This window comes from Streptomyces parvus (assembly GCF_014648875.1).
Taxonomy (GTDB): Bacteria; Actinomycetota; Actinomycetes; order Streptomycetales; family Streptomycetaceae; genus Streptomyces; species Streptomyces parvus.
Genome location: NZ_BMRY01000009.1, coordinates 99,641 through 115,321 on the forward strand (window position 1 = coordinate 99,641; position 15,681 = coordinate 115,321).

Here is a 15,681-nt window from a genome sequence, read left to right on the forward strand (position 1 = left end):
GCGGTTGATTCCCCCCGTCCCGCGCGTTTTTAAGATCATTCTTCGGAGAACCTGCGCAGAACGGACGGATCGACCGGTGGAGCACCACATGACGCTGCTGGATGTACTGCTGGACGCGGTCCGTGAAGCCCCCGGGCAGATCGTCGTGCACGTCCGCGGCGACGGAAGCGAGCTGACAGTCACCCTGCGCGAGCTTCTGGACGATTCCCTGCGGGTGGCCGGCGGTTTCCGGGAGGCGGGCGTCGCGCCCGGGACCTGTGTGCCGTTGCTCGCCGATCGCAGCGAGGACTTCCAGCCGATGTTCTGGGGCGCGGTGGCGGCCGGTCTCGTGCCCGTTCCGCTGGCCGCCGATGCCCGTCGGGTCCTGCCGGTCTGGGAGCACCTGGGGCGGCCGCCCGTCGTCGTGGACGCCTCGACGGCGCCGCTGGTCGATGAACTGCCCGAGGGCTCACGCGCCCTGGCCATCGACGCCTTGCGCGAGGGGCCGTCGCTGCGCGAACCCGCACCCGGCGGTCGCGACGACGTGGCGTTCCTGCAGTTCTCCTCGGGAAGCACGGGTGCGCCCAAGGGCGTGGAGGTGACGCACCGTGCGGTGCTGGCCAATCTGGAGCAGATACGGGCCGCCTCGGCGCTGAGCGCCGACGACGTGGTGGTCAGCTGGATGCCGTACTTCCACGACATGGGGCTCATCGGTACGCATCTCGCTCCGCTGGCCGCCCGGGCCCGGCAGGTCAAGATCGGCCCGCTGTCCTTCGCCAAGCGGCCCCGCCTGTGGTTCGAGGTGGCGGACCGGCACCGGGCGACGGTGCTGTCCGCGGCCAACTTCGCCCTGGCGCTGGCCGTACGCCGCGTTCCCGACGACGTCCTGGCCCGGCTGGACCTCTCGGCCGTGCGGCTGCTCCTGGTCGGGGCGGAGCCCATCGCACCCGCTGTGTGGCGTGCCTTCGCCGTCAAGACGCGGCCGGCGGGGCTGGATCCGGCGGCGGCCCAGCCCGTCTACGGCCTGGCCGAGGCGACGCTCGCGGTGACCTTCCCGCCGCCCGGGGAAGTGGCCGAACCGCTGGTCCTGGACCGGGCGTCGCTGAGCGATGGCGTGGCCGTGGACACCGAACCGGGCGTGGGTGCGGTCGAGTTGATGGACGTCGGGCGGCCGGTGGCCGGCTGCGCCGTGCGCATCGTCGATGACGGGGGTGATGTCCTCGGGGACCGGCGGGTCGGGCACATCCTGGTGCGCGGTCCCCAACTGGCCCGTGGCTACGACGGACTTCCCGGTATGAGCGCGGAGACGTTCACCGAGGGGTGGCTGCGTACCGGTGATCTCGGGTTCCTGCGGGACGGCCGGCTGTGCGTCACGGGCCGGCACAAGGACGTGCTGTTCCTCAACGGCCGTACCTTCCATGCCACGGACCTGGAAGAGGTCGTGGCGGCGACACCCGGGCTGCCTCCCGGCGCCCCTGCGGTGGTCGGTTCGACCGACCCGGTCACCGGTACGGAGCGTGTCGTGGTGTTCGTCCCCTGGGCGCGGCCCCCGCGCGAGGCGGCGGAGGTGCTCGCACGCGTCGCGGCCCGGGTGCGCGAGGCGCTGTTCCATGACGATGTGCGGGTGCTGGCCCTGCCGCCGGGGGCGTTCCCCCGTACGACGAGTGGCAAGCTCCAGCGTCGGCGGTTGCGGGAGCGTTTCGAGGCGGGTGCGTTCGGGGCTGACGCGTTCGCGACGGGTGGGCAGCCGACGGGTGACGGTGCTCCGTCTGCGGAACCCCGCGCGGACGTGCCCCGGGCGCGGGCCCAGGCCGTCCGGGCCGTCCGGGAGGTATGGGCGCGCGTGCTGGAGCGGCCCGCCGAGTCGATCGGTCTGCATGAGCCGTTCGGGAGCCTCGGGGGGACGTCGCTCAAGGCGATGGAGGTCCTGGTGGCGCTGGAGGACTCCTTCGGTGTGACGCTGCCGCCGGCGGTCGTCCGCGACCACGGCACGGTGGCCGCCCTCGCCGGGCACCTGCTGTCCCTGGCCCCCGGGCCACTGTCCTCCGCCACCGAAGCCGGGAAGACCGGAGGAGACGGGGAAGCCGTCGCAGCCGTCATCGGGATGGCGTGCCGGTTCCCCGGCGCCGACACCCCCGAGGCCTTCTGGGACCTGCTCATCGACGGGCACGACGCCGTCGCCCCCGTACCGTACGGGCGTTGGGACGACGACGCCCGTGACCGTCGGGCCGCTCCCCGGAAGCGTTGGGCGGCGCTCCTGGAGGACCCGGCCGCCTTCGACGCCGACTGCTTCGGTATCGGCGAGGACGAGGCCCGCGCGATCGACCCGCAGGCGCGGCTCTTCCTGGAACTCGCGCACGAGGCCCTCGAACGCGCCGGATACGCGGGGCCCCGCCGGCGCGGTCGCCGGATCGGCGTGTTCGCGGCGGTCGGCGAAAGCGGCTACCGCGAGGTACTGGACCGGGCTTCGGCCGACGGCACCCCCCTGCCGGCCTCGCTCACCGGCAATCTGCCCGCCCTCATCGCCGCGCGGGTCTCGCAGAGCCTGGACCTCGACGGGCCCGCACTGGCCGTGGACACCGCCTGCTCGTCGGGTCTGGTGGCCCTGCATCTGGCCCGGCGCAGCCTGCTGGACGGAGAGTGCGACCTCGCCGTCGTCGGCGGGGTCAACCTCCACCTGACCTCGACCCCGCACCGGCTTCTGGAAGACGCCCAGGCCCTGTCCCCCACCGGGCGCAGCCGCGCCTTCAGCGCGGATGCCGACGGCTTCGTACCCGGTGAGGGCGGCGCGGCGATCGTCCTGACCCGGCTCGACGCGGCCCGGCTCTCGGACGATCAGGTGCTCGCCGTGGTGCGGGGCACGGCCGTCAACAACGACGGCCGGTCGATGAGCCTCATGGCGCCCAATCCGCTGCGGCAGCGCGAGGTCATCACCCGGGCGTACGAGGCGGCAGGCGTCGATCCCGCATCGGTGACCTACGTGGAGGCCCACGGGACGGGCACGGCCGTGGGCGACCCGATCGAGCTGCGGTCGCTGGCCCACGCGTTTCCCGTACGGCCCGGCGGCGAGCCGCGGTTGCTCGGCTCGGTGAAGACGAACATCGGGCATCTGCTGAATGCCGCCGCGCTGCCCGCGCTGGTGAAGGTCGTGCTGGCGCTGGTCCACCGTCGGCTGCCGCCCTCGCTGCACCACGCCCCGCCCGCGCCGGGACTCGCCCCCGCGGGCTTCTCCGTGGTCGCCGAGGCCCGGGACTGGACGTCCGCCGGGTCCCTCGTCGCGGGGATCAACGCGTTCGGTTTCGGCGGCACCAACGCCCATGCCGTTCTCGAAGAGGCCCCGGCTCTGCCCCCCGAGGCTGCCTCGGTCTCGCCGTCGCCGGGTGCCACGCGTGAATCCGCCGCCGAGGGACCGCACCTGCTGACTCTCTCGGCGCGGAGTGCGGATGCGCTCCGGGGCGCGGTGGGCCGCCTCGCCAAGCACCTGGAAAGCCGTCCGGAACTGCGCGAGGGCGATGTCTGCCGGACCGCGAGCACGTCCCGGGACGAGGGGCCCCACCGGCTCGCCGTCATCGCCGACGGTGATCTACGGGCACGGCTCACCGCCCTCGTCGCCGGGACGGGCGGACCGGGGGGAGCGGACAGGCCCACGACTACCGGCGAAGCGGGCGGGCGTGCCGGGACCGGGGGATCCGGCGTGCCCGGGGCGAGCGTCGTCCGTTCCCGGCCGCGCGTGGTCTTCCTGTTTCCCGGGCAGGGTGCGCAGTCCCCCGGCCAGGACCGGGCGCTGTACCGGACGGCGTCGGTGTTCCGGGACACGTTCGACGAGGCGTCCGCTGTCCTCGGCCCTGTCTGCGGACGGCCCCTGCTGGACTGGGGCCTGGACCCGGAGGTGGATCCAGCCACGCAGGCCGTGACCGAGGTGGCCCAACCGCTGCTCGTCGCCTCCGGAGTGGCGCTCGCCCGCCAGCTGCGTTCCTGGGGGGTGGAGCCCGATGCGGTCGCCGGGCACAGCGTCGGGGAGATCACCGCCGCCTGCGTCAGCGGGGTGCTGACGCTCCCGGAGGCGGTGCGGTTCGCGGCCGAACGGGGCCGCCTCATGGGTGCGTTCACCGATCCCGGCGCCATGCTCGCCGTTCGCGGGGGTGAGGAGGCAGTCGCGGCGGCGGTGGCGCAGTCGGGCGGGAGCCTCACCGTGGCCGCGTACAACGGTCCCGGACTCCAGGTCCTGTCCGGGACCGTCGCCGACGTCGAACACGCCGCTCTCGCTCTCGAGGCTCAGGGTGTCCCCACGCGCCGCCTGCGGGTCTCGCGGGGCTTCCACTCACCGCTGATGCGGCCGGTGGCCGGCCGGCTCGCCGACGCGGCCCGTGCGCTGACCCCTCGGGCCCCGTCGGTGCCCCTCATGAGCACGGTCACCGGCGCGTGGCAGCCGGTCCTCGATCCGGAGTACCTGCGCGACCACGCCGAGCGCCCGGTGCTGTTCGGGGCGGCCGTGGAACGCCTGGCCCGGGAGGGGTACGACACCTTCGTGGAGGTCGGCCACGGGGCGACGTTGTCGGGTGCGGTCCGGTCGGCGACGGAGACGTACGCGCCCGGTGAGTCCGGCGGCGGCGTCACGGTGATGTCCGCCTTGCCGGGGTGTGCCGCCGACTGGACGAATGACGCACCGCTGCCCGATGAACGGCACGGCGGGCGCGGAGACCTTCTGGAGACCGTCGGCCGGCTGTGGTCGCTCGGCATGCCGCTGGACCGGACCGCGCTCGACGCGGGCACCCGCCGGATTCCCCTGCCCACCTACCCCTTCCAGCGGCGCCGCTACTGGGCCGGTCCGCCCGCGCCGCGTCCTCTGCTGCACCGGGTTCTCTGGGAGGACGACCCCCTGCCCGGAAAGGAGGCGAAGGCGGCAGGGTCCGTGCGTTCGGTGCTGCTGACCGGGCCCGATCCCGCGTCGGTCGGCCGGCTCGCCTCGCAGCTCTGCGCCGCGGGGGTGCGTCGGTACGAAGCGGGCGACGAGGGGCGGCCGGATGCCGTGGTCCTGGTGGCCGGGCCTGCTCCCGTCCAGGACACCGGCGATGCCCTCGACCAGGCCCACGCTGCCGCGTCGGCCGCCTTCGGCGAGGCCCTCGCACGGTTCGACGAGACCCACGCGGACCGGCTGCTGGTGGTGACCGAGGACGTGCATGCCACGGGCACCGTACGGGAAAGGCCACGGCCCGCCCATGCCGTCCTCGGCGGGCTCCTGCTGGCGCTGCCGCAGGAGACTCGGGGCGCCGCGGCCACCGCCCTCGATCTCTGCTCGCTGGACACCCCGTCCCAGCGTCTGACGGCCGTGCTGGCCGAGCTGGGGTCGGGTGGTGCCCCGGGCAGCGCGACCATCGTCGCCCGGCGCGCGGGACGACGGCTCACCCGCCATCTCGTACCCCTGCCGGAACCGGCGGACGCCCACACGGCGGGGCAGTCGGCGCTGCCGCCCGACGGCACCTTCCTCATCACCGGGGGCGGCGGCGGGATCGGCGCCGCGCTCGCCCGGGACCTCGCGGGCCGGGGCCGGCCCACCCTCGTCCTCACCGGGCGCTCCCCCCAGCTTCCGGTGGGCCTGGCGGACGAACTCCGTACGCTCGGCGCCACCGTCCACTACCACGTGGCCGATGCCTCGGTGGAGCGGGATGTCGACGCGCTCCTCTCCGGACTGCCGCGCCTCGACGCCCTCTTCCACACCGCGGGGGTCGTGCGGCCCGGCACCCTGCGGAACCGGCGTCCCGAGGAGACGGCGGACGCCCTGGCCGCCAAGGCCCGGGGCGCCCTGCTGCTCTCGCTGGCCCTGCGCCGGCACGGGCTCGACCCGGCGGTCCGTGTCGCCTTCTCCTCCGTGAGTGCCGTGCTGCCCGGGCTGGCCGGCGCACTGGGTGACTACGCCGGTGCCAACGCCTTCCTGGACGCGTTCGCCGCGTCGGAGCGACACGCGGGCAGGCCCTGGCAGTCCGTGAACCTCGCGGCATTGGCCGGTACGGGCATGGCGGCGGTCCTCGGCACCGGGACGGCGGCGGGCTCCATCACCGTACGGAACGCCGGAGAGCGGCCCGTTGCTCTCGCTCCCGCACTGACGGCGCTCCGCACGGCGTGCGGCGTCGACGCGGCTCAGCTGCTGCTCGCCGATCTGACACCGCCCTCGCCGCCCGTGGCCCCGGAGTCACCGGAACCCCCGACCTCCACAGCGGAATCCACGGGAACGGGATCGGCGGCCTCCGGCAGGACGCGCGCCGGGGGCACTGGCACCGACACCAGCACCGCCGCGCTGCTTCGGCGGCTGCTGGCCTCGGCACTGCGGCTGCCTGCCGCCGACGTTCCGGACGACGAGGCGTTTCTCGCTCTCGGCCTCGATTCGCTCGCCGCCGTCGACCTCGTCAGGCAGCTCGAACGTGAACTCGGCAGGTCCCTGTCGGCCACTCTCTTCTTCGAGTACCGGACCGTCGCCGAACTGGCCGCACACCTCGACAGCACACCCGCCGTCGTCGCTCCCGCCCTCCCCCGTACGCCGGACCCCGTCCCGGACGGGTCCCCCTTCCCACTCACCCCCGTCCAACTGGCCCTGCACACCAGCAGCCGGCTCCACCCTGAAGTCCCGGCTCACGGTTACGTCCGCCAGACCGTCCGCGGCCCCCTGGACACCCGGCTCCTGGGCCGGGCGCTCGCCGCGCTCGCCGACCGGCACACCATGCTGCGGATCCGTATCGAGAACTCCGCCGGCACCGACGACGGGACGGGTTCCGCGTCACCGGTGCAGTACGTCGCGCCGCCCTCCGACCTGTCCACCTGGTACGAGATCCGCGAGCTTCCCGGTCGTATCGAGGAGCTCGAAACGGCCCTGTGCAACCGGCCGTTCGATCTCTCAGCCGAGCCTCCCGTGCGCGCGGTCCTCGCGCGGGAGAGCGCGGAGCTGTCCCATCTGGTGCTGGTGATCCACCACGCGGCCGGAGACGGATACAGCCTCAACGTCCTCGCCGGGGAACTCTGGTCCCTCTACACCGCCTTCACCCACGGGGACACCCCGACACTGCCCGCGCTCGGCACCGACTTCGCGCGGTACGCGACCGCTGCCGCCGACGAACGGTCCTCCACGGACGGCGTGGAAGTGCTCGCCGTCGACCGGCGGTACTGGGCGGACCGGCTGGCCTCCCGCGGCGAGCCGCTGCGCCTGCCGTACGACGGTGATCCGTGGGCCCTTCCCTCGGCTCCGCTGACCACGCATCAGAGCAGTCTCGATCCGGCGCTGACCGGCGCGTTGGAGAAGCGGGCCGCGGACCACGGGGTGAGCCTGTTCCATCTGCTGCTCGCCGTGCACGTGCGCTGTCTGGCCCGGTGGAGCGGGCAGCGGGAGATCACGGTGAACGTCGCCCGCGCCCGGAGGGACGGCCGGCCGGCGGGCCTGGACCGGCTCGTGGGGCCGCTCGCCGACACTCTCCCCCTGGTGTGTTCGACGGACCCGGACGAGCCGGTCGGGGTCCTGGCCGAACGGCTGGCGGGGATCTGGCTGGAGAGCGAGCAGCACGCCGGGCTCACCGGCCTGGACCTGGCACGGCTGCTGCCGACGGACCCGGCCGGGTCCGGACCCCGGACGGTCGGTCCGGCCGGCTTCAGCTTCTCGCGCTTCCCCTCCGCCCTCGACGAGCGGTGTCCGGTGAGCGTGCGGCCGACCGCCGCCGGCACCGCCACCGCCGCGACCCGGCTGAGTCTGCTGTGCTGGCAGGACGAGGCGGTCCTCCGCTTCTCGTGGAACTTTCCCGTCCGGCTCTTCGCCCCGGAGACGGTGGCCCGCCTGGACCGTGAATTCCACGACGAGCTGGCCGCGACGGCCCTGAAGGGGACCCCGGCCCTGCCTGAGGCCCCGCCCCTCCCGGCCTCAGGAACCGGGTCCGCCACGCTCGTGCGCCGGCTGGTCGAGCGGTTCCGGGCCACCCCGGACGCGGTCGCTGTCGACACTGGCACCGCGACCCTGACGTACGGCGAACTCGACCGTGCCTCGCAGGCCCTCGCGGCCTCTCTGCTCGCCCGTGGCGTCACCCCGGGCAGCCTCGTCGGGCTCCTCACCGAACCCGGCGCCGACACCGTCGTCGCCGTCGTCGCCGCCCTGCGCGCCGGGGCGGGCTGGGTTCCGCTGGACGCGGGGCACCCGACCGCGCGCCTGGTGGACCAGCTCACGCGCTCCGGGGCTCGTGCGGTGCTCTGTCATGCCGCGACCCGCGCGGTGGGAGAAGCGCTCGGCGAGGTGACCCTGGTGCCCGTCGACGTACCGGCGTCGCCGTTCTCACGGGATCCGGATTCCGTGCGGCACGGGAACGGGGCGCCCACGCCGAGCGCCCCGATCGACGCCGACGCCGACGCCGACGGCATCGCGTACGTGATCTTCACCTCCGGGTCCACCGGCCGGCCCAAAGCCGTGCCCGTCACCCACCGGTCCATGGAGAACTACCTCGACTGGGCGATCGACACCTTCGGGTACGACGCGCACGACCGGCTCGCCCAGACCGCGTCGCCCTGCTTCGACGCCTCCGTCCGCCAGCTCCTCGCGCCGCTGCTCGTCGGCGCCACCGTGGTCACCGTCGGCTGGGACCTGTTGCGCGATCCCGACCGGCTGCTGACGCACGTCGAACGCCGCCGGATCACCGTCTGGAGCTCCGTCCCCACACTCTGGGAACAGCTTCTCAGCGCCTCCGAGGCACGCGTACGAAGCGGTGCGCCGCTGCCGGACCTGTCCGCGCTCCGGTGGGTCCACGTCGGCGGCGAGGCCCTGTCGCCCGCGCACGTGCGCCGCTGGTTCGACCTCTTCGGCGACGGTCAGCGCATCGCGAACCTGTACGGCCCCACCGAGGCCACCATCAACACGAGCTGCCACATCATCCGCGACCGGCCCGGCGACCAGGTGCGGCGACTGCCCATCGGCCGCCCGGTGTCGGGTACGGAGGTGGAGGTCGTCGGGCCCGACGGTGAGGTGCTGCGGCCCGGTGAGGCCGGCGAACTCCTCATCGCCGGAATCGGTCTGACCCCGGGATACCTCGGCGAACCGGCCCTGACCGAGGCCGCGTTCACCGTTCGGCGCGGGCGGCGCTGGTACCGCAGCGGCGACCGCGTGCGGTGTTCGGAGGACGGGACCCTTGAGTTCCTCGGGCGGCTGGACGACCAGGTGAAGATCCGGGGCAACCGGGTCGAGCCGGGCGAGATCGAGGCGGTGCTCCAGACGCACCCCGATGTCACCCATGCCGTCGTTCTCGCGGAGGACGGACGCCTCACCGCTTTCGTGACCCCCGGGCCCGGTTCGTCGCAAGCATCCGGAGCTTCCGGTTCGTCCGGAGCCTCAGGAGCATCCGGAGCCTCACGGGCGGATGCCGCGGCCTTGCGGCGGCACCTGGCGGAGTCGCTGCCCGCGTACATGATTCCGTCCCGGATCACCCGTGTCGACGCGATGCCCCTCACGGGCACGGGCAAGATCGACCGCCGTGCGCTGACGGCTCTCGGGGAAGCGCCTCCCCCTTCACCGTCCCGCACGGCAGCGGCCCGCACCGCACCCCGCACGCCGACCGAGATCCGGCTCGCCGCCGTCTGGTCCGCCCTGCTCCAGGCCGACGAGGTCTGCCGCGAGGACGACTTCTTCGTCCTGGGCGGTGACTCCCTGCTCGTTCTGGAGGTGTTCGCCCGGCTGGAGAAGCAGGGCGGCCCACTCCCCCGGCCCACCGTCATCTACCGCAACCGCACGCTCGCGGCCCTCGCCTCCGCCGTGGACGCGGCGGCGGAGGAAGTCGCGGAGGCCGCCGTCGTCGAAACGGCCGCCGGCACCGGGGCGCCCGCTCCCTTCCCGCTCACCCCCACCCAACGGGGCTTCCTGCTGGCCGAAGCCATCGCACCGGGCACGACGTCGTCCTGGCTCACCCGGTTCCGCCTGCTCGGCCGCCTCGACACCGCCCGCTTCCAGCGCGCGGTGGACACGCTCGTCGGGCGCCATCCGATGCTGCGCACGGTCTTTCCCGCCGGCGCGCGCCCGGCCGTCCAGCAGGAGCTGCCGCCCTCGCTGCGCCTGCCGGTCGACTTCGAGACCCTCACCGACCCGGGGCAGGTGGAGGAACGCGTCACCGCCGAGCGGGCGCGCCGTTTCGAACCCTGGGCCTGGCCCCTGCTGCGGCTGCGGGTGCTCACACTCGCTCCCGACGAACACGTCCTGGTGGCGCACGCCCACCACATCATCGGCGACGGCTACAGCGCCGCGCTGCTGGTACGGGAGCTGATGACCACGTACGACGCCCTGGCCCGGGGTGAGATGCCGGCTGAGGGCGCCCTGCGCAGTACCTTCCGCGACCACGCCGTCCGCCTCGCGCAGCGCGCGGAAGCCGCCATGACGCATCCCGGGGTCCCGCCCCGCGACGACCGTTGGGCCCGGCTGAGCGCCCCCTACCGGCCTCCCGTGCTCTACGCCGGTACGGACACCGGTGCCCGGCCGGAGACCGCGGCGGGCCCGCTCTTCCACGCGCACGGGTTCACGGTCGACGCGGACCGAGTGGAGGCGTTGCGCGCTCTCGCCGTGCGTACCGGATCCACCCTCTACGCCCCCGTGCTCACCGCCTACTACCGGGCGCTCGCGGCCACCACCGGCCGGGCGGATCTGGTGCTCGGTCTCGCGGTGAGCGGCCGGGACGACGTCCTGCCCGACGTACACCGGGTGTTCGGCCCGTACGCCACGGCGGTTCCGCTCCGGCCCTCGGGTCCGGCGTCGGGGCGGACGGACGGCACGGGGTTCGAGGACGATCTGCGCCGTCTCGCAGCGGAGGCCGCCGAGGCGCGGACGTACGAGGGGGCTGTGCCGTCGTTGCCCAACGGGCTGCCCCTGGCTTCCCAGTTCTTCTTCACCTATCTGGACTTCTCCGCTCTCGGCCCGGAGAGCGGAGAGACTCTGACGGTCGCCCGGGAGGACGGTGACAGCGTGTTCACGCCGCCTCCGGCCGGTACGGATGTGTTCCTGGCCGCCGTTCCGGAGGGCGGGCGGCTGCGGATCACCGTCCGCGCGGCGGCCACGGCGTTCACGCCTCGGGCGCTGGCCGCGTTCGCGGACGCGGTACAGCACGGTCTGGCGCACGCGGCGGCCTCGGACGCGCCGGTGGACGCCGCGCTCGTCGGCTATCTGCCGTCCCCGGCCGACCTCGCCCGGATGGCGGGGCTGCCGGAGGCGGCGTTGCCCCGCGAGGAGTTGCGGAGCCTGTTGTTCCCCGACGGGCGGCCGCGGCTCCTGGAGACGCTGCGTACACCGCTGGGCCGTTCGGGCTTCGTGAGCGTCCCGCTGTTCGCGGACGAACTCGCCCCCGGCGACGCCCTGCTCGGGCACACCACACGCGGGGTGGAGCTCGCCTCGTCCCTGGGGGCGCGGGCCGTGTCCCTGGCCGGGATGATCCCGTCGCTCACCGGCTACGGCTTCGACGTCCTGCGGGCCGTCGGGACGGACGGAGCGGCTCCTGCCGTCACCACCGGTCACGCGGCGACCGTCGTGTCCGTCGTCAGGACCGTGCACGCCGCTCTCGACGCGACGCACCAGCAGCTGGGCTCTCTCACCGTCGCGTTCGTGGGTCTCGGCTCGATCGGCTCCTCGTCGCTGGAGCTGCTGCTCACGCTGGCCGAGGAACCGCCCGCCCGGCTGCTGCTCTGTGACGTGCCGGGCAGCTCGCCGCGTCTGAAGGAGTTGGCCGACGGCCTGGTGGAAGGCGGCCTCGCCGCGGTCGTGGAGGTGGTCGAGTCGGATCAGGGGCTGCCCGACGCCGTGTACGGGGCCCGTCTGATCGTCGCGGCGGTCAGCGGGGGTGGCACGCTCCTGGACATCGACGCTCTCGCCCCGGGTACGACGGTGGTCGACGACTCGTTCCCGCACTGCTTCGACACGACGCGTGCCTTCGAGCGGATGGAACGGGCGAAGGATGTCCTGGTCGTCGGGGGCGGGCTGCTGAGCGCCGGGCCCGCCGAACGGGAGGTGGCCGAGGGGCTGCCGGCCGCGGCGGTGGCCGGATATCTGGCGCAGCCGATGGTGGCGGACGCGATCGCGTCCTGCCGGCTGGAGTCCTTGCTCCACGCCTCGGGCTGCGCGGTGCCGCTCGTCCACGGCCCTGTCGACGCGCCCACCGGGCTTGCCCACTGGGAGGCGGCGGAGGCTGCGGGCATCCGGGCGGCGCCCCTGCACCTCCTCACCCGCACCATCGGTCCGGGGGTGATCGACGGCGTTGTCAGTGGTCGGGATTAAGTTCGTTGATGTCCCGCCACGAGGGCGTGGACGTCCCCTTTCGCATGCATGGGAGTTGGCGCGTTGTCGGTCTGGGAGCAGTCGAGTACCGCGCGGGTGATGGCGCCCGCGCGCCCGCGGAAGCTGGCCAAGGTGCCGTTCGTCGAACTGGCCGACGGGCGGTTGCAGGGGGTCGTCTCCAGCGGGTCGGACATCGGGCGGGTATATGTGTCGTCGGTGGCGGCGCGGTCGTACGCGTTCGCGTGCAGCACCAACAACAACCGGCCCTGCGGCGGTGCGCGCGGCATGTTTTGCAAGCACATCCAGGCGCTCGTCGCCGAGGCGGTGCTGCAGTACGGCGCCGAGCGCGTCGCCCGCGGTCTCGCGGTGGATCCCCCGGACGGGGAGCCGGACGCGCAGTCCCTCACCGCCGCCATGACCGCCACGCGGCCGGTGAAGGACGACTCCTCGGCGGCCGCCCAGGTGTTCAGCCGGTTCCTGCGGCACCTCGCCTATCTCGAACTGGCCCCGGTCACGTCGCCGCTGCCCGAGATGCAGTGGTTCCCGCCGACGCGGGCGGTGGCCTGATGCGCGGGGATCTGCTGGCCGATCCGGTCGAGGGGCTCGACGAGGCGCTCGCCGCCGTGGACGCGTTCGACGGGGCGCTGGTGGCCGGTCTGCTGCGGCCGGGGGCCGCGCAGGCGGCCGCGGTCGCCGGGCTCGCCGAGGCCGTCGCCGGGACGCCGTTGGCCGCGCGGGTCGCGGAGGCGGCGGAGCGTGCGGCGGCCGGGGCCGCCGGGGAGGATCATTTCGTGGCGCTGGCCGCCGCCCGCAGTGCGCTGCTCGGTTCCGTGCACGACGCGTTGGCGCAGCGCATCGACGAGGCTGTCGGCAGGCCCGCGCCCGGGGTGGAGTCTTCTCCGGTCGTCGCCGGGGAGAAGTCCGCTCCGACCGCTGCCGGGCCGGAACACGGGGCCAACCTCCTCGCGGCGGCCCGCAGTTGGCTGTGCGATCTCGCGCGCAGCGGCTGGCGGGGTATCGACCACGAGCTGGTCTCCGGGGCGGCTCCGGTGGTCTCCGCGATGCTGCCCGATCCGGGGCTGCGCCGTCGGGCGACGCTGCTCGACGGGTTCGCCGCCGAGCTCGCCGCGTCCTGCCCGGGGGCGACCCTGGAGCGGGTTCCGGTGCGCCGCTGGGCCGATCTGTGGTCGCGTGGCCTGCTGTTGACGGTGCCGGGCTCGGCCGGGGAGCGGTCCGACGGCTCGGTGACGGGTCGGCTGCTGCCGCTCGGCGTCGATGTGCAGGAGCATGCGACGGCCGTTCAGGCCCAGGTCCATGCCGTGTTCGAGCCGGCGGACGGGGGCGCTCCCCGGCTGGTACGTGCCGGGGTGTCGGCGCCGAAGCCCGACACGGTCGTCGGAGCGGGGCTGTGGCAGTTGCTGCGTCCCCGGATGTCGTTGCTCGGTGCCGTGAGCGAGGGCCGCTCGATGGAGCTGGACGCCATGCCGGTGACCGCGGAGGGGGATCTCGTCTGGGACGACGAGCGGGCCCGTGCGGGTGAGCCGGCCGACCCCTTCGCCACGGCGCGGGTGAGGCTGTCCGCGGCGACGGCCGCCCCTGTGGCCCCCCTGGACCGGCATCCCGTGCGGATCGCCGTTCCGGTGCTGCTGGAGGGGTATGCGGCGCACAGCGAAGAGGGTGGTCTCGCGTTCGATCTCGCCGGACGGCCGCTGGCCGTGGACACCGACCGGATACCCGCCGCCGGTCCGCTGACGCCCGAGGCGGTCGCCGCCTCCCACGCCTGTGTCGGACTGCTGCGCTGGGATGCCGGGGAGTTCCTCCTCCAGCCGCTCGCGGTCGAGACCACCGTGCGGAAGAAGACCGTCGCCGTGCACGCCGGGGCGTGGGCGGGCGGCACCACCGACAAGGCCGGTGTCCGGGCGGAGAAGGCCGCCACCGACGCCGTCGCCGTGCTGCGCGAGCGCGCGGGAAGGCTGCTGCGGAAATGACCGAGGACCTCACCGGGCAGACGCCCGGCCCCGTGGCCGGCCCGTCCCCTGCCGGTCCCGACCCGTACGAGAACCGCCGTCAGGTGCTGTACTGGCGGCTCCTGGCCCGTCTCCTCGATGGTGAGGAGCAGCCCGCCCTGGAGTCGGCGAGCCTGGGGGTGGTCGAGGACATCGGCCTGCCGTCCGCCCTGCTGGATCCGGGGACGTCGCTCGACTCGGTCGTGCAGCGGCATCCGGAGCTGGCCGCCGAGTTCGACGGGCTGATGACACCCGAGGACGACGCGGACGGCTCCCGTGACCGGGCGGCGGAGGTGCGGCGTGCCGCGCTGGTGTCGAAGGTGCTGCTCAATGTCTTCGCGACCGGTTCGAGCGCGGTGACCGCGGAGCAGTTGGCGCGCTGGCAGTCCGACGCGGGCTGGCTGGAGCGTGCGCTGGGCTGTCCGCCGGGCGGGCTTCGCGGCGGCCGGGCGCCGGGCGCGGGCCTGGACGGCGGCGGTCTCGGCCCCGAGCTGGCGGCGATCGAAGCGGATCTCGTGGGGCGGATGCGGTTGCGGGAGGTGCTGGCCGATCCGGCGCTGGCCGCGCGGCTGACGCCCAGCATGTCGCTGATCGAGCAGTTGCTGCGGGACAAGGGGAATCTGTCGGGTGTGGCCCTGGCCAACGCGAAGTCCCTCATCCGCCGTTACGTCGAAGAGGTGGCCGAGGTGTTGCGTACGCAGGTGGAGAAGGCCACCGTCGGCGACTTGGACCGTTCGGTGCCGCCGAAGCGCGTCTTCCGCAATCTCGACCTGGACCGCACGATCTGGAAGAACCTGACCAACTGGAGTCCGGAGGAGGAGCGGCTGTATGTGGACCGCCTCTACTACCGGCACACGGTGCGCAGGACGACGCCGCAGCGGTTGATCGTCGTGGTGGACCAGTCCGGTTCGATGGTCGACTCGATGGTGAACTGCACCATTCTCGCCTCGATCTTCGCCGGGCTGCCGAAGGTGGACGTGCATCTCATCGCCTATGACACCCGCTCGATCGATCTGACGCCGTGGGTGCACGACCCGTTCGACGTGTTGCTGCGCACGAATCTCGGCGGAGGGAACGACGGGCCCGTCGCGATGGCGATGGCGCGCCCGAAGATAGCCGAGCCGAAGAACACCGTCATGGTGTGGATCTCGGACTTCTACGAGTTCGACCGCTCCCAGCCGCTGTTCGAAGGCATCGAGGCCGTTCACCGCTCCGGGGTGAAGTTCATCCCCGTCGGCTCGGTGACCAGCTCCGGGCGGCAGGAGGTCAATCCGTGGTTCCGGGAGCGGTTCAAGGCCCTGGGCACACCGGTGGTCTCCGGGCACATCAACAAGCTCGTGCACGAACTCAAGACGTTCCTCACCTGAGGCCCCGCGGGGTGTGACCGCCGCCTGTCATCGCGTGCCCCCCCCCCGCCGTGTCTCT

At 73.7% G+C, this 15,681-nt stretch carries 4 protein-coding genes; all 4 read left to right on the forward strand.

Going from position 1 to position 15,681, the window contains the following annotated elements; translation table 11 throughout:
- Positions 1-76: 76 nt before the first annotated feature.
- Genes IE140_RS25705 through IE140_RS25720 form a run of 4 tightly spaced genes read left to right on the forward strand, consistent with a single transcriptional unit; the run spans position 77 to position 15,623 of the window.
- Entirely contained in the window at positions 77-12,250 is a 12,174-nt protein-coding gene (locus IE140_RS25705) for a non-ribosomal peptide synthetase/type I polyketide synthase (RefSeq protein ID WP_189460739.1), read from the forward strand.
- A 48-nt stretch (positions 12,251-12,298) separates the two neighbouring features.
- Positions 12,299-12,817, forward strand: a complete 519-nt coding sequence (locus IE140_RS25710) for a hypothetical protein (RefSeq protein WP_150195184.1) — start codon at positions 12,299-12,301, stop codon at positions 12,815-12,817.
- Positions 12,787-14,238, forward strand: a complete 1,452-nt coding sequence (locus tag IE140_RS25715; RefSeq protein ID WP_189460740.1) for a hypothetical protein — start codon at positions 12,787-12,789, stop codon at positions 14,236-14,238. The genes IE140_RS25710 and IE140_RS25715 overlap by 31 nt, the downstream gene beginning before the upstream one ends.
- The gene (locus IE140_RS25720) at positions 14,235-15,623 is read left to right on the forward strand and encodes a VWA domain-containing protein (RefSeq protein ID WP_150195180.1); all 1,389 of its coding nucleotides are present in this window, start codon (positions 14,235-14,237) and stop codon (positions 15,621-15,623) included. Before IE140_RS25715 ends, IE140_RS25720 begins: the two co-directional genes overlap by 4 nt.
- The last annotated feature ends 58 nt before the right edge of the window (positions 15,624-15,681 follow it).